This window comes from Streptomyces tendae (assembly GCF_014650435.1).
Taxonomy (GTDB): domain Bacteria; phylum Actinomycetota; class Actinomycetes; order Streptomycetales; family Streptomycetaceae; genus Streptomyces; species Streptomyces tendae.
The window spans coordinates 1-22404 of record NZ_BMUY01000004.1; the positions used below are offsets into that span (position 1 = coordinate 1).

General features: G+C 71.8%; 13 protein-coding genes and 3 pseudogenes. 12 read left to right on the forward strand and 4 right to left on the reverse strand.

Annotated features, from left to right (window positions below):
* Positions 1-790: 790 nt before the first annotated feature.
* From IE258_RS12110 to IE258_RS12140, 8 genes and pseudogenes are all read left to right on the forward strand, one after another.
* Positions 791-1225 (forward strand): annotated as a pseudogene (locus IE258_RS12110) (RacP protein).
* Positions 1226-1284: 59 nt separating this feature from the next.
* Positions 1285-2139 (forward strand): IS5 family transposase, encoded by an 855-nt coding sequence (locus IE258_RS12115; RefSeq protein WP_189742686.1) that lies wholly within the window; start codon positions 1285-1287, stop codon positions 2137-2139.
* Positions 2140-2364: 225 nt separating this feature from the next.
* Positions 2365-2928, forward strand: a complete 564-nt coding sequence (locus IE258_RS12120) for a DinB family protein (RefSeq protein ID WP_189742688.1) — start codon at positions 2365-2367, stop codon at positions 2926-2928.
* Positions 2929-3238: 310 nt separating this feature from the next.
* The gene (locus IE258_RS12125) at positions 3239-3406 is read left to right on the forward strand and encodes a hypothetical protein (RefSeq protein ID WP_189742690.1); all 168 of its coding nucleotides are present in this window, start codon (positions 3239-3241) and stop codon (positions 3404-3406) included.
* 24 nt (positions 3407-3430) lie between these two features.
* The gene (locus IE258_RS12130; RefSeq protein ID WP_189742692.1) at positions 3431-4438 is read left to right on the forward strand and encodes a serine hydrolase domain-containing protein; all 1008 of its coding nucleotides are present in this window, start codon (positions 3431-3433) and stop codon (positions 4436-4438) included.
* Positions 4439-4645: 207 nt separating this feature from the next.
* Entirely contained in the window at positions 4646-6091 is a 1446-nt protein-coding gene (locus tag IE258_RS12135; protein WP_189742695.1) for an NF041680 family putative transposase, read from the forward strand.
* 265 nt (positions 6092-6356) lie between these two features.
* Positions 6357-6716: an SCO2400 family protein gene (locus tag IE258_RS42185; RefSeq protein WP_444545799.1), complete on the forward strand. Its 360-nt coding sequence runs from the start codon at positions 6357-6359 to the stop codon at positions 6714-6716.
* The gene (locus IE258_RS12140) at positions 6644-7216 is read left to right on the forward strand and encodes a hypothetical protein (RefSeq protein ID WP_189742697.1); all 573 of its coding nucleotides are present in this window, start codon (positions 6644-6646) and stop codon (positions 7214-7216) included. The genes IE258_RS42185 and IE258_RS12140 overlap by 73 nt, the downstream gene beginning before the upstream one ends.
* 742 nt (positions 7217-7958) lie before the next feature.
* Here IE258_RS12140 and IE258_RS12145 read toward each other — a convergent pair.
* Positions 7959-9203 carry an MFS transporter gene (locus IE258_RS12145; protein ID WP_229892080.1) on the reverse strand — a complete coding sequence of 415 codons (1245 nt, stop codon included), beginning with the start codon at positions 9201-9203 and terminating at the stop codon, positions 7959-7961.
* 134 nt (positions 9204-9337) lie between these two features.
* Between IE258_RS12145 and IE258_RS12150 the strand changes: the two genes are divergently transcribed.
* Positions 9338-9925 (forward strand): TetR/AcrR family transcriptional regulator, encoded by a 588-nt coding sequence (locus IE258_RS12150; protein WP_189742701.1) that lies wholly within the window; start codon positions 9338-9340, stop codon positions 9923-9925.
* On the opposite strand, the pseudogene IE258_RS41160 reads toward IE258_RS12150, so the two are convergent.
* The 3 genes and pseudogenes from IE258_RS41160 to IE258_RS12160 form a co-directional block, all read right to left on the reverse strand.
* Positions 9926-10198 (reverse strand): annotated as a pseudogene (locus tag IE258_RS41160) (ABC transporter permease); the annotation flags it as partial. It lies immediately after the preceding gene.
* Positions 10195-10808: pseudogene (locus tag IE258_RS12155) on the reverse strand (ATP-binding cassette domain-containing protein). The pseudogenes IE258_RS41160 and IE258_RS12155, both read right to left, overlap by 4 nt.
* 345 nt (positions 10809-11153) lie before the next feature.
* Positions 11154-12521: a hypothetical protein gene (locus IE258_RS12160; RefSeq protein ID WP_229892081.1), complete on the reverse strand. Its 1368-nt coding sequence runs from the start codon at positions 12519-12521 to the stop codon at positions 11154-11156.
* 760 nt (positions 12522-13281) lie between these two features.
* On the opposite strand from IE258_RS12160, the gene IE258_RS12165 reads away from it, so the two are divergent.
* From IE258_RS12165 to IE258_RS12175, 3 genes are all read left to right on the forward strand, one after another.
* Positions 13282-14490, forward strand: a complete 1209-nt coding sequence (locus tag IE258_RS12165; protein ID WP_189743569.1) for an SDR family oxidoreductase — start codon at positions 13282-13284, stop codon at positions 14488-14490.
* Between the two features lie 69 nt (positions 14491-14559).
* Complete coding sequence (locus IE258_RS12170; RefSeq protein WP_189742703.1) at positions 14560-16143, forward strand: PfaD family polyunsaturated fatty acid/polyketide biosynthesis protein; 1584 nt, start codon at positions 14560-14562, stop codon at positions 16141-16143.
* Positions 16144-16193: 50 nt separating this feature from the next.
* On the forward strand, positions 16194-22403 hold the full coding sequence (locus IE258_RS12175; RefSeq protein ID WP_189742704.1) for a type I polyketide synthase: 6210 nt from the start codon (positions 16194-16196) through the stop codon (positions 22401-22403).
* Position 22404: the final 1 nt, after the last annotated feature.

A 22404-nucleotide genomic window follows, 5' to 3' on the forward strand; every position in this document is an offset into this window, starting at 1 on the left:
CGGCCAGGGCCCGCCCGAACGCCCTGCCCGAACGCGTGCTCCGGGCCCCGGCCGCACGCTCTCCGCCCCCCTCCGCCACCCCACACCCCACGCGGCCTTCACCCCCGCACCCCCCACCCCCCACCCCCCAGCCCCGCAGCAGGCCCAGACCCCGGCAGCAGGCCCAAACCCCGGGGCCGGCCCAAACCCCGGGGCAGACGCAGCCGGCGACACCGACCGGCCACATCCACACCGGCCCCACCCACACCCACACCCACACCCACACCCACACCCACCAGCACACCACCAGCCACCCAGCCGGCATGCCCGCCGCGAACAGGACCCCGCGCACACAGACCCCGCGATACCACCCAACCGCAAAGCAAAGGACCGCACCCGCGGCGGGCGAGCAGCCTCCGGCTCGGCCGGGGCACAGACCTGCAGACTCCCACGCATCCCCCTCCCCCAACGAAACACCGCCCGCTGGGGGGTGTGGTGGGCGAGCCCGTCAGTATGCGCAGGTTGACCGACCAAGAAGGGCAGAAGCTCCAGCAGATCGTGCGCCGGGGCAATACCCGTTCGGTTAGACGGACACGGAGTTCGTCGCCTCGGTCCAGGTCGTCCGCTCATCCGGACGCCGAGTTGCCGCAGGAGCCGGGGAGGCCGCCCACCGCCAGGATCCGGACTACCCCGGTCGGGCAGCTCGGGTGAGGACTGATGCGGGGGCGCTGCCCCACTTCTTGTGGGGCAGCGCCCCCGCATCGGACACGTCGACGGCGAACTGGCCAAGCTCCTGCAGGGTGAATAGCCGATGCCCCGTGCCTCCGAGCACAGATCGCCGGCGGCCCAGCGACACGCCGACACCGTCCGGTTCGTGCTCTTCGAAACCCGGCCGGCCGGTCTGACCTTTGTCCAGCTGGTCAGATCCAGCGAACTCTCCCCTCACCAGACTCGCGCGGGGCTTGCCTGCCTGCGGGACATCATCACCGAACGCGGCTGGCCGCCGCTGATCTGGACGAAGAAGGACGGCTACAAGTTCTGCGCCGACCCCGCCCAACTCCAGGCATACGAGATCGCGATCATCCGGGGCAAGCTCACCTAGATCCGCCGGTTCATCACCGGAGCCGTCGCCCCGCACGCGGCCCTCCGGCCCAAAGGCCGGTGGATCAAACACCTCAACACCCAGCTCAACTCGGTCGAGTCGACACTCGACGTCATCGCCGACTACACCGACGCCGACGCCTGATCGGCGGGCCCGGCCGCTTCGCGGCCGACGCCCGCCCCCCGTCTTTGAGGGAGGCAACGATGCCGCGCAGGCGCTGCTACCCCTCTGACATTTGGGACGACGAATGGGCGCTGATCGAACCGCTGCTGCCGGTCCCGGCCTGTGAGACCCCGGCCGGCGGCCGTCCGGAGAAGCACCCCCGCCGGGAGATCGTGGACGCCATCCGCTACGTCGTGGATACGGGCTGCAAGTGGAGGGCCCTGCCCAAGGACTTCCCGCCCTGGCGCACGTGTTACGGGTTCATGGCCCGCTGGGCCGCCTGCGGCGTCATCGGGCAGATCCGTGACCAGCTCCGCAAGCGGATCCGCCGCGAGATGGGCAAGGCGCCCGGAGCAGTCGCCACCGTCATCGACTCGCAGTCGGTCAAGGCCGCCGAGACCGTCGGCAAGGACTCCCGCGGCTACGACGCCGGCAAGAAGATCAACGGCCGCAAGCGACACCTGGTCGTGGACACCAAGGGCCTGCCGCTGTTCGTCATGGTCACCCCGGCCGACATGACCGACCGCAACGCGGCCAAGGAAGTGCTGTTCCGGCTGCGGCTGATGCACCCCGAGATCACCATCGTCTGGGCCGACTCCGCTTATGCCGGACAGCTCGTCGACTGGGCGAAGACCTTCCTGGGCCTGACGATCAAGACCGTCAGCCGGCCGAAGAACGTCCCCGGGTTCGTCGTCCTCCCCCGGCGATGGGTCGTCGAACGTTCGCATGCGTGGGTCATGCATGCCCGCAGACACGCGCGCGACTACGAACGGCTCGTCCAACACTCGGAATCGCTCATCACCTGGGCCGCAATCACCTTGATGACCAGGCGCATCACCCGCCGAAGCTCTCGCAGGAGCGGACAGCCGGCCTCCCGAGAGGCCCACCGCGACTGATCCGATCGGCACTGACGGTCAGCAGTGCCATCGAGAAGTCACCGGGCCCCCAAGTCAGCCCAATTTTCGCACCACCACGACGACTTCATCAGCGCAATCGGCAACATCGAGACCGGTGTCCTGTTGCCCAGAAAACCCAGGTCGCGCTGCCGGACGGCATAGCCGGAGTCGTCCTGCGTCCACCAGGCCGGCACGCTCTGCTCGACGGGTCTGTAGTGTGCGGCAATGACAGGAAGCGAGCGGCTCGCGGAGCAGTTGGACTGGTACTGGCGCAAGAACCTGCGGCCACGGTTGGACGGTCTTACCGACGAGGAGTACTTCTGGGAGCCGGTGCGCGGCTGCTGGAGCATCCGCCCACGTGGCACGGCCGCCGCACCGATGTCGGCGGGTTCAGGGGAGTGGACGATGGACTTCGCGTCCCCTGCCCCGGAGCCGGCGCCGGTGACCACGATTGCCTGGCGGCTGGCGCACATCATCTTCTCGTGCCTGGCCTATCGGGTCGAATGGTACTTCGACGGCCAGGACTTCGACGCCGAGGCATTCGCCTACGCGGGGACCGCTGACGAGGCGCTGAAACAGCTCGATGAGATGTACGAGAGATGGAACGCGGGGGTCCGCGAACTCTCGGACGCCGACCTGGAGAATCCGCCCGCGATGGGTCCCGAGCCGTATCCCATGGAGAACAGGGTCCTGCACGTCAACAGGGAGCTGATCCACCACGGCGCCGAAATTTCCCTGCTGCGCGACCTCTACCGCTGGCAGGACGGAGCCGCACCGCACCGAATATGAGCCGGGTGCGGTGCCAAGCAGCAGTCGACCAGCCGCCCCCGCCACCCAAACCCCGCCGTTCGAATTCTGAGCTGGGTAAACGCCCAAACGCCGCAGCTGGTCATGTCATGCCCAGCTCAGAAATAGCACTCAGCTGTTCTTTATAGTCTGACTTCGTGTGACAGGTCGGTGTAGCTGGCGGACGTTCATGAGCCGTGGAAGAGGGAGGACGGTCCGGAAGACATCAGCCAGCACACTGGGGAGAACCCGACCATGGGACCTCTGGTTAGTCGGATGGTTCGCCAGACGTGTCGTTCTTAGCGTTGCCTTCATGTCGATCACGCTGAGCCGAATCAGCCGTGGGACAGTGACCGTGCTCGCTGTCGCCCTCATGGCGTTATTCGTTCCGGCAGGATCCAGAGCGGCGGCCTCCGATCGCCTGGCCCAACTGCAGTTTGATGTCGACGCCCTGCGGGACGAGGGCACCACAGGCGTATAGGTAAGACTGGAGACACCCCATGGAGTGTGGGCCGTCCGTAGCGGGGGCAGTAATCTCAGCACCGGCCAGCCTGTGCCGACGAACGGCTACCTGCGGATCGGCAGCACCACGAAGACGTTCGTCGCGACCGTACTGCTCCAGCTCGCCGGCGAAGGCCGCCTGTCGCTGGACGACACGGTGGACTCGTGGCTGCCCGGCCTGGTCCACGGCCACGGCAATGACGGGCACCGGGTCATGCTGCGCCAGTTGCTCCAGCACACCAGCGGGCTGCCCGACTACATCGGCGACGTCGTCCCTGATCTCAGCGCGGCCGGGTACCGCACGAACCGCTGGACCACCTACACGTCCCTACAGCGTGTGGCCCTCGCGATGAAGCACCAGCCGTCCTTCGCACCCGGTGTCGGCTGGGAGTACTCCAACACCAACTACGTTCTTCTGGGCATGGTCATCAAGGCTGTCACGGGCCATTCATGGGAGTACGAGGTCCGGGCCAGGATTCTTCGTCCGCTGCGGCTCACCCGCACTCTCGCACCTGGCAACTGGCCGTTTCTCCCCGGCCCTCATGCCCGCAACTACCAGCAGTTCGAGCCAGGTGGTGCCATGACCGATACCACGGCCGCCTACCTGCCCTTCGACGCCGATGCCGACGGGTCGATGATCAGTACGGCTGCGGACATCAACAGGTTCTTCACAGCACTGGTGCAAGGCAGGCTTCTGGCCCCCGCCCAACTGACTGAGATGCAACGCACCGTCGGAGTCCCCGCCGACCGCGGTTTTCCACCGGACACGCGCGACGGGCTGGGCCTGTTCTGGACACCGCTGTCCTGCGGCGGCGGGTACTGGGGGCACAGCGGCGACGGATTCGGATACCTGGTGTGGCCTGCCACGACTCCGGACGGCCGGACCACTGTCACAGTCTCCTTGCACAGCCGACCAGGCGATGAAGGCACCGCCACTCGGCAGATCCAAGACGTTACGGCTTTTGTCGACCGCGCACTGTGCTCCGCTCATCGCTCTCCGACGTCCACGTGAACAGCACTCGCCCAACCGCACTGAGCGAAGTCACTGCAACAAACCCTCACAGCGAGCCCTGTCCGCCGGCCAAGCCAAACAGCTGCACTTCGAACGATGCCCCGAACGTAACCGCTCGTACGAGGATTCCGGGGACGTGAACTCGGCCTCCGTCTGGTCCTGTGCTCCGACCAAAGAGGCACTGACCAGTACGAAGGCCGTGGGGGAATGACTCTGCCGCATCACGATGTCCGGCGGGAAGTGTTGGCGGTGGCGTCACACTTCCGGGACGACTTCTTCGACTGCCTGCCCGCGCGCGGGGACACCTTGTTCGAGCTGACGGACGCCCTGCTGTGTGCGGACGGGCCGGTGAAGACACCGGTCGACCTCACGCTGACTGCCGAGCACCGGCGCGGACACGGTGCGATGTATGAAGCATTGAACCGCGGAGACGTCGATGTGTCACGGCTACGGCGGGTGCTGGCCGGGCTGCCGCAGCCCGAGGCCGCCGACGGGCGCCTGGTCCTGGCCGTGGACGTCACCCACTGGCTGCGGCCGGGCGCGCCGACCAGCTCGGACCGTTTGTTCTGTCACGTCTATGGTCGCAGCGGACGCTCGTCGGACCAGTTCGTGCCCGGCTGGCCCTACTCCGTCGTCGCCGCGCTGGAGTTCGGCCGGACCTCATGGTGCCAGATCCTGGACGCGCTGCGGCTGGGGCCGGCAGACGACGTCGCCGAAGTCACCGCCGTCCAGGTCCGCCGAGTCGTCACCGACCTCATTGAGATGGGCCGCTGGAAGCCGGGTGACCGCGACATCCTGATCGTCTTCGATGCCGGGTACGACGCTCCGCGCATGACCCATCTCCTGACCGGACTGCCGGTGGAGATTCTGGGACGGATGCGCACAGACCGTGTGATGCGCAAGCCCGTTCCGGTCCCATGGATCTCTCCACCGCAGGGTGGACGCCCGTCGAAACATGGCAGGGAGTTTCGCTTCGCCAAGCCGGACTCATGGGGCGATCCCGACGCGGAGACCGTGCAGGTCACCGACCGCTACGGCACCGCTCGCGTGATGGCCTGGGACCGCATTCACCCCCGGTTGACCACCCGCTCGGCTTGGATCGACCACACCGGCGACCTCCCTGTCATCGAGGGCACGTTGATCCGTCTGGAGGTCGACCGTCTGCCCGGCGGCCACGATCCGCTGCCGGTCTGGCTGTGGTCGTCGGTGACCGGTCTGTCGGGTGGAGACGTCGATCTGCGCTGGCAGGCGTTCTTGCGCAGGTTCGATCTTGAACACACCTTTCGAAGGATCAAGCAGACCCTCGGCTGGACCCGCCCGAAACTCCGCACGCCCGCAGCGGCGGACCGATGGACCTGGCTGATCATCGCCGCACAGACCCAGCTCCGCCTAGCCCGGCCCCTTGTCGCCGATCTCCGTCGTCCGTGGCAGAAGCCAGCCGAGCCAGGCCGGCTCACCCCGGCACGGGTTCGCCGGGAGTTCAGAAACCTCCGCCCCAACTTGCCCTGTCCGGCCCGTGCGCCGAAACCCAACCGGCCCGGCCCCGGGCGCTCGTCCGGCTCGAAGAACCGGCGCCCCGCCACCCGCTACGACGTGGGCAAAACGACCAGACGCCCCGCCACCATCATCGAACGTGACCAGGCCAGACCATAAAGAACAAGCTCAGGATTCTCCGGCCACGGGCCGGACGAGCCCCGGGCGGACCAACAGGCGCCAGGGCCAACGGCGTTGTGGCCCCTACCTCCTTCATGCCCATGAAATCGTCGCAGGAGAGTCACACGGGCTGCGCACAGCCTTGCGAAAGTCCCGTTAGCGTGACTGGCTGCTCGATCCCCGAGGGAATTCCGCTTATACGCAGCCAGGCCGTGGCCCGGGTGAGCCGACGGTGCAGTGGAACAGGAAGACCGGTAGACCGCAGATGGATTACTGCTCCTCATGTCGTCGGCACCTCAACGGCGCCCTGGTGTGCCCCGGATGCGGCGCCTACGCCCCGGACATCGACCCGCACGTCGGCGGGAACACCGGCGACACGGGTGACACAGGCGACAGCGGTGACTCCGCGGGCGCGAGACCGTCCGCCGCCTGGCCCTCACCCGTCGTCATCCCGCCCTCGCCCCCGTATCCGCGCCCGGCATTCGTGCCGACATCGGTGCCACTGACGGACCGCCCGCGCAGCAATCGGGGCGGGCGGCCCGCCGCCGCCAGGTGGCCAGATGGAAGAAGAACAAGCGCCGCGCAGTCGTCGCCAGTGCAGTCGCGATCGTCGGCGGCGGACTGACCATCGCCTCCGTGGACCGGCACTCCGACCACCGGGCCCAGGCCACCACCGCCCCGGCCGACCGGCCCCCCTCCGCCTCACCGGAGCAGCCCCCCGGGCAGGAGCCACCGACCACCGCCGCACCGACCGCCCCCGAGAGCGCACAGGGCCCGACGCCCGCCTCCGGCCCGTCGCAGCCGCAGCCGCGCCCGTCGACGGACAGTGTCAAGCCGCAGCAGCCCGCCGAGCCCCGGCACCGTTCGACGACGACAGCCTCGTCACAGAGCAACGACACCACCCCCTCCGGGACCACCCAGGGCCCGACGACCGCACGGACCCGGCCGGACACATCCGCCCCGGCCTCCGGTGACACGCCGCCCGAAGGCACCGACCCCACGACGCGGCCGTCGCCCGTCACCACCGCGCCGGGCGACGGCACCGACGAGGACACACCCGGGACACCACCCGCGGCAGACCCGTCATCGCCGCAGCTCTGCCTGCTGGTGGTATGCCTCGGCTGACCCAGGCGTCCCAGCCGTGGACGGGGGGCGGCACCCACCCCGCACAGCGAACTGCCAGCGGGCGGCTGTCCCCGTGGCGGTCGGCCTCGTCGCCGTCGCGCACCGCGAGGAGGATGTGCCGGCCGGTGAGCCGGTGCAGGTCCTGCATGAACGGCAGCGCGGCGGCGGTTCAAACCCCAGTTACTCGGCGTGAACACTCACCCCGACCGGCCGCACCGACCGACTGCCCATTCCACACCCGCTGCGTTCTCCCCCAAGACGGCTCCGCCCCGGCCTCGCCCGCACGATCAGGCCCGCCCACGAGGTCCAGCGGCCGACCTCCCTCCTCCAGGCGGTCGAGCATCCCTCGTTCAGGAGCGTGGTGGCGCGCTCACGTTTCACGGGAGACCTCGGCCGGCCGCTCCGCGTCAGCCGCGTACTGCGGTCAGGCACTCGTCGGGTTGTTGCGCGGTCCGAGCAGCCGCCAGACGACAACCAGGTGATGCCGGAGCCGCGGAACGCGGAAGATCGAGGTCGCCGTGGCGTGGCTGATCTTGGTGGCCGCGTGTGCCTGCGTCGCGCCGCCAGGGTGGCCGTGTCACATGTGCCACGGCCGTAGCCGGAGTTGACATCGATGGCCCGGCGGCCTCCGATGTGGCGGGGAACGGACAGTGCGCAATGCCTCCCAGGCAGGGTGCCCGGACGGAAGCATGCCGGACGACGTGCCCGGACCGGCGGGCAGGGAGCGCGTTCCCCGGCCGGCTCAGGGCAACTCCGCCGGGGACGCGCCGGAGTCCTCGGACTTCGATGCCCCGTTGTGAGGGGTTGCGACATCACGGGGGCGGGCACCGGCGGCCGGCGCCAGGAAGACGGCGATGACGACGAAGGCGAGTACCACCGTCATCGCTGGACGCAGCCCGTAGTGGTCGCCCAGGAACCCGAGAGCGGGCGGCCCGACCAGGAAAGCGATGTACCCGATCGTGGCCACGAGACTGACGCGGGCGGTCTGGTCAGGGCCGGAGCCGGCCGCCGCCGACAGTGCCACCGGGAAACCCAGAGACGCCCCCAGACCCCAGAACAGCACGGCCGCCGACGCCACGACGACGTTGTCGGAGAAGATGACCAGGACCAGGCCCATCGCACCGGAGACGGCACTCGCGCGCATCACGGTGACCCTGCCGAACCGCTCCAGGAAGAACTCTCCGCCGAAACGTCCCACGGTCATCGCCGCGGCGAATCCCACGTAAACGAGCGAGCCCGCGGTGGCACCCAGGCCGTGGCCGTCGACCATGAGCAGGGGCAGCCAGTCGTTCGCGGCGCCCTCGGCGAGGGCCATGGCCAGGATGATGGCCCCGATCAGCAGGAGCCTGCGGTCCTTCCACACCGCGGGAGCCGGATGCCGCCCCGCGCCGGGGTCCTGGGGCACGCCCCGGGCACCGACGCCCGAGGGGACGCCGCCCAGGGCGTAGGGCAGGACTCCCGCGGCGACCACCGCGGCGGCGGCCAGATGCCAGTGGACGGGAAACGCCGCAGCCGTGGCGGCCATGCCGAACAGACCACCGATGACCGTGCCGAGGCTGAAGCCGCCGTGCAGCAGGGGCAGGACCGCCTTGCCGGCGATGCGCTCCACGTCGGCACCGTCCACGTTCAGGGCCACCTCGCCCGCACCCATACCGGCGCCGAACAGACACAGTCCCAGCGCGACCAGAGGTGGCGACGGCACGGTGGCACCGGCTGCGACGACGAGCATGCTCACGGGTATCAGAAACGCGCCGAGTCCGATGACCGGCCTGGTGCCGAACCTGGCCACGAGACGGCTGGAACTCAGCAGGCCGCTCATGGAACCGACGGACAGGCCGAAGAGGACCAGCCCCATCTGGCTGGTGGACACGCCCAGTTGATCGCGGATGTCGGGGGTGCGCGTGATCCACGACGACATCGCGATGCCCGGCAGGAAGAAGAACAGGAACAGGGCGCCACGACGTCGGCGCACGGTGCGATCTGTCAAGGAGAGGCTCCGCTGAAGTACAGAAAGGGGTGGCCCGGACACTGCAGGCACGGACCTCGGCCCGAGCATGTACAAATGTACACACTAGGATGGTGCCGAAGAAGAGAAGAGAAGGAAGAGAGGCGGCCTCAGTCATGGCAGGCGGTTCCCGCGGGCCCAACGACCCGCAGCGGCGCGAGCGGATCCTCGACGCGGCACTCGACGTCATCGCCGAGCACGGCGCCATCAAGGTGACGTTCCGCAGGATCGCCGAGGCCGCGGAGGTGCCACTCGGCTCCCTCACCTACTACTTCGACGACATGCAGGATCTGCTCACCTCGGCGTTCACCCGCCTCGCCGAGTCCGTCTCGTCACGCTACGGAGCTCTTCTGGCGGCAGCGCGAACGCCCGAGGAGGCACGGGAGGCCGTGGTCGAGATCATCTGCGGCAAGGTCTGGGGCACCGAACGCAATCTCCTGCTGAGTTACGAGCTGTACGCCTTCGCCGCACGAAACCCCGAAGTACGCGAAGTCATGTGGTCCTGGATGCGGGCCAGCCGCGAGTCACTGGCCCGGCACTTCGACCCGCTTACGGCCCGTGCCCTGGACGCCCTGGTCGAAGGCTTCTCCATCCACAACTCCGTCGATCCCCGGTCCACCGACCGCGCGGAGGTGGCAGCCGTCGTCGACGCCATCGCGAATCGTCGCGCCCACGGGGACGGCGGGAGCGCCCCGGCCGGGTGAGGTGAACGTGGCCGCGAACATCATGAACCCTGCGATGAGCGTGACCGCGTTCAGCGCGCCGGTGATCTGAGTGAGGTGGTTGCCGGGCGGGGAGAGCACCTCGCCGGTCGCCCGGAGCCGGAAGGGGGCGGGCTGATCGGGAATGGCCACATAGGCGAGGGCGATCCACACCGGGATGTACACGACCACCAGTAGCATCGCGAACCGGTTGCGGGCGTGTCCGATCAGCGCGTACCGCGATGCCGTGGCGAACAGGGACAGGTGCCGCCTCACGCCGCGGCCTCCGTAGGCCGTTCCTTGATGTGCAGGCGCCCGCCCTCCAGGCGCCAGAGCTGGTCCAGCCGGTCGATGTCGTACGCGAGGTGCGAGACGACCAGCACCGAACGCCCGGCGTCGCGCAGCCTGGTCGCCAGTTCCCAGAAGCGCAGGTAGGTCTCCCAGTCGAAGCCCTGGTAGGGCTCGTCCAGCAGGAGTACGTCCGGTCGTGCATGAGGGCCAGGGTCAGGTTGAGCTTCTGCCGCGAGCCGCCGCTGAGCCGACCCGCGCGCTGGTCGAGGTACTCGGTGAAGGCCAGTGTCTCCATCACCTCCTCGGCCCGTTCGAGCCCGGTGAGGCCGAACGCGCTCCGGAAGAAGTCGAGATGCTGGCGGACGGTGAAGGAGTCGTCCAGCACCATGGTCTGCGGACAGTAGCCGAACCTGCCGCTGTGGTGCACGGCCCCCCGGTCCAGACGGAGTTCACCGGAGAGGATCTTCAGCAGGGTCGTCTTGCCCGCACCGTTCTCGCCGCCGATCCCGGCCAGGGTGCCGGGCTTCAGCCGGAGGCCGACGCCCCGCAGGACGGCATGCTGCCGGTAGGAATGGTGCGCATCATGGACGTCCATCGCTTCGCTCCGTCGTACCTGGCCTGCGGTCCGCGGAACCGCTCCGCGCGTGCCCAACGAGTCGGCCGGGCGAGGGAAACGGCAGCCGGGAGAGCGGCCTCCTGCGGTGTCAACCTGGCGCCTGCCCGTCACGCGTGCGACGGGAAGCCTGCCCGAAACCGCCTCGGTCGCAGTGGCGGCGGCTACCGTGACCGGGCTCCCGGAGGGGCGTACCCCTCGCGCCTCGTCCCGCTCCGGTGCCCGACGCAGTGTGACCAGCCCTCCCGTGCCGGTGCGGGGGCGGGGCCCGGCCACGTGCGGGCGCGGGGCAGCAGGGGCCCGTGCCCGCGCCCGCACACCCGCTCATCATCGCCGCACGCTCTCCTCCAGCTCTCGCACGGCCTGTTCCCACAGCTCCGGCAGCAGCTCGCCCAGCGGCAGGGCGCGGTCCGCGACGAAGGACACCTCCGCCCAGTCGCCGAAGAACGACAGCCCCACTCCGCAGAGGTGTCCCGGCACGAGGAGCGGCAGCAGGGCCGTCCCCGTCACCCGGGTCTCCCCCAGGCTCCCCTTTTCGGCGAGCGGCATGGAGGTGGCCATGACGTTGGTGACGCGGGGGGACAGCATTCTGCGCAGGTACCACGCGGTGGGACGGTCCGGCATGTAGCGGACCAGGTCCTGAACGGCCTGTCGCCAGGTGTCGCCCCGCAGCTTCTGGGTCACTGCCATGATCCGGTCGAGCCGTCGCAGCGGCGCCTCCTCGTCCGGGGAACCGTCCGGGCGGCCCGGGGTGGGTCCAACCGGCAGGTCGACCGGAAGGGCGAAGCAGCGGTTGCCCCAGGTCTGCTCCTCGTCGGCCCGCCGCGCGTCGACGGGCAGCACGGCCGTCACCCGGGGCAGTGGCACGCCGGAGCGGGCCGCCCACACCGACAACGCCCCGGCCAGCGCGGCGAGATGGGCGTCGTGGGCCGAGCCACCGCGTCCGGCGCCGATCAGCCGCAGGGTGTCCACGGGGACGCGCCCCCGCCACAGCCGCCGCTCACCGGCAGGGGCGAAGGCCGGGTCCGGGCGGTGTCCGCGTACGGCGAAGGTGCGCGCCAGGAACCTCGTGGCCAGCGCGGCTGCCGCGCCGAACCGCCGGGGCACGCCGACCACGCCGCTCCCGCCCGGCAGTGGACGCGCTGATGGCTCCCCGTCGCCCAGCATCGCGCGGAACGTCATGGCGGCGGCCGAGCCGTCCTGGCAGGCGTGGAGGAAGCGGTAGCAGAGGGCGTACGCGTCGGGTTCGTGGCCGTGGATCAGCCAGACCCCCCAGTAGGCGCCGGGCGCGAACGGGGCGTTGAGCGCGCTGTGCAGGGCGGTGTCCCAGTCGTCGGGTCCGTCGGCCACCACCTCGTACACGTGCCGGTCGACGGGGAAGTCCTCGGACGGCTGCCACCCGGGCCGCCTGCCTCCCGTCACCCGGCTGGTGAGCAGCGGCAGTTCACCGAGCCGGAACGCCACGTACGCGCGCAGATCGGCCAGGCTCGGGGGCGGGCCGCTGAGATACGCGACGCCGCCCGCGTCCCAGCGGACGTCGGGGCGGCGGCGCTCCAGGTCGAGGAACGCGCGGTCGACCGCGTGGGTGGGATGACGGGGCGGTGGGACGGAACGCTTCGGCAGGTCGGACCCCGTAGAGGGGGCCGCCGGCGCGGTGGGCGGGTCGGACACGGTGGACTGCTCGGAGTCGGGCATGCGGGTGCGGGCTCCCGTTCGGGCCGAGGCGGTCGCGATGACCACCGGTGGTGGGACAGAGGTACGGCGACGCGCGAAGGGCGGGGACTCCGGCGGCCGGGCGCCCCATCCGTCCGAGCCGGTCGCGCTGCCGGGACCGGCGGCTCACCAGGATGACCGGCGGCCGGGACAGCGTCGGCCGGCTGCGGCGGCCCGTCCCGGCTCCGCGGGCGGGTACCGGACGGTTCCGCGACGGTCGCCGCCCACCGGCTGTCCGCACCTCGCGGCCTCGCTTTCCCGTGCCGCGGCGGGGTCCCGGTGCCCGGCGAGCGCGGCCGTGTCCCGGGTCGCGGCCCGCGAGGGTGTCATCCTGGGGTGCCGCGACGAGTTCCCCCGAAAGAGGGACCGGACCGAGCGGCGTACGCCGGCGCCACCCACGGTCGAGCGAGATCCTCCGTTCGGGTGGCCAGGGCGGATCGATGGGTGTGTTCCGCCCGTCGTCTGCCATCGTGTGGAAGGCGCCGGAGATCACCGGGGTTCGAAGGCCCGGTGAGCGCCGTCCGGGACGAGCGTCGGGAGAGCCGGGGGGGGAGCGGCAGCACGGATCGGCGGGACGATTCGGACCGTGCGCGGTGCGATCGCCGACGACGACCCGCGCCGCGGGACGGTCGACGCCGTGCCGCTCCTGTCCGCTTCCGGTCCGCCGCACCGCCGGTGCTCCGCCGCCGCACGCCCCGCATGGCAGGGGACCGCCCTTCTCACCGCTCTGGGAGCCACGCTCGTGCACGTCGCACTCACCGGCGCCACCGGATTCCTCGGACTGCGCCTGTTACGTCGTCTGCTCGACACGCACGCGTGGGTGACGGTCCTGGCCCACGCCGGTTCGGGCGACGCGCTGCACCGCATCACCCGTTCCCTCGAACTGACGGGTGCGCCGAGCGCGTTCCTCGCACGACTGCCAAAGCGGCTGAGGGTGGTGGAGACCGATCTGGCGCTGCCCCGGCTGGGCCTGTCCGCACGGGCGTTCCGAGAGCTGGCCGACAGCCTCGGCGCGATCTGGCACAGCGCGGGAAGCATCCATCTGGAAGGGGACCTTCCCGAGCTGCGACGGACCAATGTCGAAGGCACCCGCCACGTCCTGGAATTGGCGGCCGCCGGGCGCGCGGAACCGGTGGTGCGCCATGTGAGCACCGCGTTCGTGGCCGGGGCGCGGCGCACCGGGGTGGCGTACGAGGACGAACTGGACGACGGCGCCGGTTTCGAGAACGCCTACGAACAGTCCAAGTACGAGGCGGAGCTGCTGGTTCACGCCTGGTCCCGCGAGCACGGGCGACCGGTCTTGGTGCTGCGGCCGAGCATTCTCGTCACGGATGTGCCCCCGCACCCGGAGCTGCCTTCGCACCCCCTGCAGGTGGTCGAGCGCATCCTGCGCGACGCGCGACAGGTCACCGTCGCCGCACCACCGACCGCCCCGGGCACGGCCACCGGGGCTCCGGACGGTCCTTCCCGCGGCGCTCCCGGGTCGCCGGGCCCCGGGGCTCGGCCCCGGGTACGGGCGGTGGGGCACCCGCACGGGCGGCTGAACCTGTTACCGGTGGAGCACGCGGCCGACGTCATGGTCCGCCTGGCCGAACTGCCGTCCTCACATGGGGTCGACACGTACCACGTCGTCCATGACCGCGATGTCCCCGTGCCCACCGTCGTCGCCCTGCTGGAACGGCTCGTTCCCCTCTCGATCGACCTGGTCGACGCCAAGCCGGAGGACCCTTCGGCGTTGGAGACCATGATCGATTTCTACCCGGGCATCACGGCCTACCTCACCCACCGGCGGAGGTTCGACGACACCCGGGTGAGGACCCTGCTCGGTCCGGCGGCGGTCTGCGCTCCGGTCGGTCTCGATCGGCTGTGGTCCGGACTGGCCCCGAGGAGCGGGGCGCTCCCCCGGCCCCCGCACACCCCACCCGCTCCTGCGCCCGCACCGTGCGCCTGAGCTTCCCGTACGTCGCAGACGGCGTACGACCGACCAGCAGCAACCGTGTCCCGTCCCGTTGGAGCTTCCGTGTCCGTTCTCGCCGCTCCCCGCGCCCTTGCCGTGCGTCCGCCGGTCTTCTCCCCCGAGGGGATCACCGACCGTGTCCGGCTGATCCGGGAACCCGTGCACGTCGTCAGCGGGCCGGACGGCCGGGAGCTGGGCCTCGCGACCGGGGCACCGCCTGCCGGTCCGGTGCTGGGCACGCTGCCGCCGCTGTACCCCGAGTGGCTCGGCGGCCGGACCTTCTGCGAGGCGCACGGCGTCCGCTTCCCCTATGTGGCGGGGGAGATGGCGAACGGCATCGCGACCACCGGCATGGTCGCGGCGATGGCGCGGGCGGAGATGATCGGCTTCTTCGGTGCGGGCGGCCTGCCCCTCCCGGAGGTGGAGCGGGCTGTGCACTCCCTGGCGCAGGAGCTGGCGTCCCGCACGAACTGGGGAGTCAATCTCATCCACTCACCGGCCGAGCCGGAGCTGGAGTGGCGGGTCGCGGAGCTTCTGCTGCGGTGCGGTGTCCCCCGGATCTCGGTGTCGGCGTTCATGGAGCTGACCCCTGCGGTCGTCCTGTGCTCGGCGCGGGGCCTGCGCCGGGGTGCGGACGGCGGCGTCGTCCGGCGTACGCGGCTGCTCGCGAAGCTCTCCCGTCCCGAGGTGGCCGAGAGGTTCCTCTCCCCGGCCCCGACCGCTCTGCTGGACCTCCTTGTCGCGCGGGGCAGCCTGACCCGCGAGGAGGCGGCCCTGGCGGCCCTGGTGCCGGTGGCCGAGGACATCACCGTCGAGGCGGACAGCGGCGGGCACACCGACAACCGGCCGTTGTCGGTCCTGCTGCCGCGGATCGCCGCCCTGCGCGACACGGTCTGCCGGCGGTTCGGGTACCGGCGGCCGGTCCGCCTCGGCGCGGCCGGGGGCCTCGGCACCCCGGACGCGGTGGCCGCCGCCTTCGCTCTCGGCGCGTCCTACGTCGTCACCGGTTCGGTGAACCAGACGGCGGTCGAGGCCGGTCTGTCCGACGAGGCCAAGGCGATGCTGTGCGACGCGGACGTCGCCGATGTCGCCATGGCGCCGTCGGCCGACATGTTCGAGCTGGGCGTGAAGCTGCAAGTGCTGTCGCGGGGCACGATGTTCGCCCGGCGGGCCGGCCGCCTGTACACGGCCTACCGTGACCACGGCTCGCTGGAGGAGATCCCGCAGGCGCTGCGTACCGCGATCGAACGCGACGTGCTGGGCGCCCCGTTCGAAGAGATCTGGCAGCACACGCGTGCCTTCTGGGAGGAGCGCGATCCGGCGGAAACCGTCCGTGCGGAGGCCGACCCCCGGCACCGCATGGCCCTGGTGTTCCGCTGGTACCTGGGCAGTTCCAGCCGGTGGGCGATCACCGGGGAGAGCGCGCGGCGGGCCGACTACCAGATCTGGTGCGGACCGGCGATGGGCGCGTTCAACCGGTGGGCGGCCGGCACCTTCCTGGCAAAACCGCCCCACCGGTCCGTGACGCAGATCGCCCTCAACCTGCTGGAAGGGGCCGCGACACTCACCCGCGCCCATCAACTGCGCACGTACGGCGTTCCGTTGCCTTCCGAGGCGTTCACCTACACGCCGCGTGAGCTGGCATGAGCGGCCCCGCCGCGGCACCGTCCGCCGTCGCCCGACCCCGAGGAGAGACCATGTCCGGCTCCACCCCCCGCCAGGTCCCCATCGCCGTGGTCGGCGTCGGGGCGCTGGTTCCGGGCGCCACGGACGCAGCCGGCTACTGGCGGGTCGTGACCGGCGGCCGCGACCTGATCACCGAGGTCCCCGCCTCCCGCTGGCGGGTGGAGGACCACTACGATCCGGACCCGTCCGCCCCCGACAAGACGTACGCCCGCCGGGGCGCCTTCCTTCCCGAGGTGGACTTCGACCCGATGGCCTACGGGGTGCCTCCCGCCAATCTGCCGGCCACGGACACCTCCCAGCTGCTCGCCCTCATGGTCGCCGACCAGGTGCTGAGGGACGCCGGCGGGACGTCCGGGATCGACCGGGACCGGACCGGCGTTGTCCTCGGGGCGGCCGCCCTCGAACTGCTGCCGCACATGTACGGGCGTTCCCAGCGCCCCACGTGGCTGGCGGGGCTGCGGGAGAGCGGGCTCGACGAGGCCGAGGCGCAGGCTGTGTGCGACCGCATCGCCGCCCGCTTCGAGCCGTGGCGCGAGTCGACCTTCCCGGGGCTGCTGGGCAACGTCGTCGCGGGACGGATCGCCAACCGGTTCGATCTGCACGGCGTCAACCACACCACCGACGCCGCCTGTGCCAGCTCGCTGGCCGCCCTGTCGACGGCGGTCGGAGAACTGTCCCTGCGCCGGGCGGACCTGGTCATCAGCGGCGGCGTGGACACCGGGAACGACATCGGCATGTTCCTCTGCTTCTCCAAGACGCCCGCGCTCTCCCCCAGCGGCGACTGCCGCCCGTTCGCGGAGGCGGCGGACGGCACGATGCTCGGTGAGGCGGTCGTGATGTACGCCCTGAAGCGTTTGTCCGACGCAGAGCGCGACGGCGACCGGATCCACGCCGTGATCAGGGGCATCGGCACCTCGTCGGACGGCCGGAGCACAGCGATCTACGCCCCGCTGCCCGAGGGCCAGGAACGGGCCCTGCGACGCGCGTACGAGGAGGCCGGCTACCCGCCGGAGACCGTGGAGCTGGTCGAGGCGCACGGCACCGGCACGAAGGCCGGGGACACCGCGGAACTGGCCGCGCTCAACGCGGTGTTCGGCGCCTCGGGACGTCCTGACGGCCAGTGGTGCGCCATCGGCTCGGTGAAGTCGCAGATCGGGCACACCAAGTGCGCGGCGGGTGCGGCGGGGCTGCTCAAGGCAGTGATGGCCCTCCACCACAAGGTCCTCCCACCCACAGTCAAGGTCGAACGGCCGAACCCGGCAGCCGCCGCCCCTGACGGCCCGTTCTACGTGAACACGGAGGCCCGGCCGTGGGTGCGGCCGGCCGGTCACCCGCGCCGGGCAGCGGTGTCGAGTTTCGGCTTCGGCGGCAGCAACTTCCACGTCACCCTGGAGGAATACACGCCGCCGACCGTGCCCACCCCCTCGTCGGGCACGCAGGCGGACACCCCTGCGCACCCCGCGCCGAAGAACACGGGCCGCCCTGCCCTGCGCCACCGCACGGCGTCGAGCGAGCTGGTTCTGTTCGCCGCCGCTTCGCCGTCCGCCCTGAAGGAACAACTACCCGAGGACGGACGGCCGCTGACCGAGCTGGCGAGGGAGAGCCACGCCGCGTTCTCGCCCACCGCCCGGGTGCGGCTGGCCGTCGTTGCCACCGACACCGATGACCTGCGGAGGAAGTACGCGCAGGCGCTCGCGCACATCCGGCGGCGCCCCGAGGCGTCGTTCTCGGCCCCTTCCGGAATCCGGTACGCGCACGGAGAGTCCGCGCCCGGCCGCATCGGCTTCCTGTTCCCCGGGCAGGGCTCCCAGTACGTCGGGATGGGGGCCGGGCTCGCGATGCTGGCCCCGGCCGCGCAGGCCGTGTGGGACCGGCTGGGCTCCACCCGCTTCGACGGAAGGCCGCTGCACCGGGCCGTGTTCCCGCCGCCCGCCTTCACCGAGGAGGAGCGCGCCGCCCGAGCGGCCCTGCTGAACGCCACCGAGTGGGCTCAGCCGGCGCTGGCGGTGCACGCGCTCGCGCTGCTGGCGGTGGTGCGGGAACTGGGGCTGCGGCCGGACTGCGTGGCCGGCCACAGTTTCGGCGAACTGGTGGCGCTGCACTGCGCGGGCGCCCTGGACGCGGAGTCGCTGGTCGGGCTGGCGCGTCGCCGCGGCGAGCTGATGCGGGAGGCGGCGGCCACCCCGGGCGCGATGCTGGCGGTGGCGGCGGACCGCGAACGCGTGGCGCAGGTACTGGCCGGCGGTGGCTTCGAAGACATCTGGCCCGCCAACCACAACTCGCCCCGTCAGACGGTGCTCTCAGGTTCGGTGGCGGCGGTCGAAAGGGCGCGGAGCGCCTTCTCGGCCGCGGGGATCGCCTCCCGCGGACTGTCCGCGTCGACCGCCTTCCACAGCCCGCTGGTCGCCCCGGCCGTCGAGCCGCTCGCCGCCCACCTGCGCACGGTGACGTTCTCGGAACCCCGCATCGAGGTCTACGGCAACACGGACGCGGCGCCCTACCCCTCCTGCCCGGACGCGGTGCGCCGCCGGGTCGCCGGTCATCTCGCCTCGCCGGTCCTCTTCCAGGACCAGATCGAGGCGATGTACGCGGCGGGGGTGCGGACCTTCGTGGAGGTCGGCGCGGGCGCCACGCTCACGGGCCTGGTCGGGCAGATCCTCGCCGACCGTGAGCATACGGCCGTGCCCCTCGACCGGCCGGCCGGGGCGGGCGTCGACACCTTCCACGCCGCGCTCGGTGAACTCGCCGTACTGGGCGTTCCCCTCGACCTCGTCCCCCTCTGGACCCCCTACGCATCGCCCGGAACACCAGCGAAGGAGCGCGAGCCCCGAATGACCGTGAAGATCAGTGGAGCCAACTACGGTCAGCTCCCGCCCTCCGGAACCCCACACGTCGAACCGACGCACGCTGCGGAGTACGGGCCGCGCGCCGACGCCGTACCGGCTGTCGCCGTCCCCGCACCGGCGGTCGCTCTGCCCTCGCAGCCCCCCGGCAACGTGCCACTGCCACCGGTATACGTGCCGGCTGCCGCGTCCTCGCAGCAGGGGTTCGGGCCGTCGCACCCGGCGGAGGCGCCGGCTGACGCCTGCCCGGTCATCGGCGACGATCGGCAGCTGGCCGTCGAGAGCATCCACCGGCAGACGGCCGATACCCACCTCGCCTGTCAACGTCTGCTGACGGACAGCCATATGGCCTTCCTGAGGATGACCGAGACGACCCTGGCCGCGCTGCTCGGTGCGCCGGTCCCGGATGCGGTCCCGGACGTGACGGCGCCCGCTGCGCTGCCGCTCCCCCGCTCCGGCGGCCCGCTCGACGTACCGGCCGCCGCGGCGCCCCCGGTGACGGCGCCGGCTCCCGCGGCGGTCGTCGGGGCCGCGACGCCGTATCCCGTGCCGGAGGCGAGCGCCCCTGCGGCGAGCCACGCGGTGCGCCCCTCGGTATCGGAGCCGGCACCGCCGACCGAAGCACCGGCACGGGATGCGTCGGCGCCGGACCGATCGGTGTCGGAGCCTGCTCCCTCGGAGCTGTCTTCCTCCGAGCTGTCTTCCTCCGAGCTGGAGGAGTTGCTCCTGTCGGTGGTGGCCGACCTCACCGGCTATCCGACCGCCATGCTGCACGTGGACATGGATCTGGAGGCTGACCTGGGCGTCGACTCCATCAAGCGTGTCGAGATTCTGTCGGCCGTGCGCCGCCGGGTGGGCGACGTGGCGGTCGGGGACGCCGGACGGCTCGGCAAGCTCCGTACCCTGCGCGAGATCACCGCGGCACTCGCCTCCGGCGCCCCAACCGCCGGGTCCGCGCCGGAGCCGGACGTCCCCGGCGTGCCCGCGCCCCGCGCGGACGCGTTCGAGCCCTCCCCGGCAAAGGCTCGCGAGGCCGCCCCGTTCTCCACGACCGTCGATGTCCCGGCCGTACGGGGCGACGGATCCGGGGGGTCCGACGGTGACGCGGGGGCGGACGGGTGGACGCCCTTGACCCGGCTGGTGCCGCGCATGGTGGAGTCCCCGGCGTCCGGGCTGGCCACGGCGGGGCTGCTGGACGGGCCGGTCGTGGTGAGCGGCGAGGACGTCACGGGGTGCCCGGTCGTCGGCCTCGTGGCCCGGAAGCTGGCGGAGCGCGGTGTGGACGCCACCGCTGTGGCGGAGGTACCCGAAGGGGCGCGCGGCGTCATCCACCTCGGCGGCCTGTCCGCGAGCGGCACACCGAACGAGGCCCGGGAGGTCCACCGCTCGGCGCTCCGCGCGGCGCGCGCGCTGGCACCGCGGGCGGCCGAGGGCGGCGGCCTGTTCGTCACCGTCCAGGACACCGGCGGCGACTTCGGGCTCGGCGGACACGCGCCCGGCCGTGCGTGGCTGGGCGGGACGGCCGGACTGGCGAGGACCGCCGCGAAGGAGTGGCCGGACGTCCAGGTGAGGGTGCTCGACTGCGAGCGGGGCGGGCGGGACGACGAAGAGGTCGCCGACGCGATCGTGTGCGAACTACTCGAAGGCGGAGCCGACACGGAGGTCGGCCTTCGTGCGGACGGCACCCGCGCCCTGCTGCGGATGGTGCCCGCCCCGCTCACACCCGGCGGCGCCCCGCGCATCGGCGAGAACTCCGTGATCGTGGCCACCGGCGGTGCCCGCGGGGTGACCGCCGCCGCGCTGCTCGACCTGGCCAGGACCCACCGGCCGCGGATCGTCCTGCTCGGACGGACCCAGGCCGCCGCCGAGCCCGCCGGCCTGGCATCGGCCACCGACGAAAGGGCCCTAACCCGACTGCTCGCGGAGCGGGCCCGGGATGATGCGGAGGGGTCCTCGCCCGCCCGGATCGCGGAGGAGGCCCGGAGGATTCTCGCCGCCCGCGAAGTACGGGCGACGCTGGCCGGGCTGGAGGCCGCCGGTTCGCCCGCCCGGTACGTCAGGGTGGATGTCCGGGACGCCGACGCCCTCACCGCGGCGCTGCGCGAGGTGCGCGCGACGTGGGGGCCGGTGACCGGCATCGTGCACGGGGCGGGCGTGCTCGCCGACAAGCGGATCGCGGACAAGACCGACGAGCAGGCAGAGCCGGTCATGGCCACGAAGGTGGACGGTCTGCGGGCGCTGCTGACGGCGACGGCGGACGATCCGCTGGACACGATTCTGCTGTTCTCCTCGGTGGCCGCCGTGTTCGGCAACGCGGGTCAGAGCGACTACGCCATGGCCAACGAGGTCCTCCAGCAGGTCGCGTCGGCCGAGCAGGCTCGCCGCCCCGACTGCCTGGTGCGCTGCGTGGCCTGGGGCCCCTGGCAGGGCGGCATGGTCACCCCGGTCCTGGCCGCGCACTTCGGCCGGGCCGGGGTGCCGCTCATCCCCCCGGCCCAGGGGGCCGCGGCCTGCACCGCCGAACTGGACGGTGCGGCCGGCGAGGCCCGTGTCGTGCTGACGGCGGGCGACGGGCCGGCCGCCGCGGACGAGCGGTTGCGCGCACAGGTGCTGGTCAGCTCGGACACCCTGCCGCAGTTGGCCGACCACGCACCCGCCGGTGTCCCGGTGCTGCCCGTGGCGCTGGTCCTGAACTGGTTCGCGGGCGCCGCGGCGGCCTGGCTGCCGACCGAGGGGCCGCTCGTCCTGCGTGATCTGCGGGTGTACCGGAAGTACGACCTGCCGGAGCTGGAAGGCGGGGGCCACCGGCTCACCGTGCTCGGCAGCCGGGGCGCGCCCGGCTCCCCGGACGGGCTGGAGGCGGAGCTGCGGGGCGAGGAGGGCCCGGCGCATTTCCGTGCCGTCGTGGACACCGGCGACGGTGCACCCGACCGGTCCTCCTGGGACACCCCGGCGGACCTGAAGCCGCTCGACGTGGCCGCGCCGTACCACGGGGGCGTCCTCTTCCACGGCCCCCGGTTCCACGCCCTGCGCGAAGTGCGCGGTGTGTCGGAGCACGGGGCGGAGGCGACGGTCGCGGGCCTGCGGTCCCTGGGCTGGCCGGGCGGGCGCGGCCCGCTGGATCCGGCCGCCGTGGACGGCGCGCTGCAACTCGCGCTGCTCTGGGGCGAGAAGGTGCTCGGGTCGGCGACCCTGCCGATGGCCGTCGCGGAGTGCAGGGTGTACCGGCGGGGCCCGGTGGACGACGCCGTGCGCTGTGTGGTGCGGGGACGCAAGGTCCACGACACCGGGGCACGCTGCGACGCCGCGCTGATCGGACCCGGCGGGTCCGTCCTGCTGGAGCTGACCGGCGTCGAACTCGTCAGCCGCCCCTCCTGAC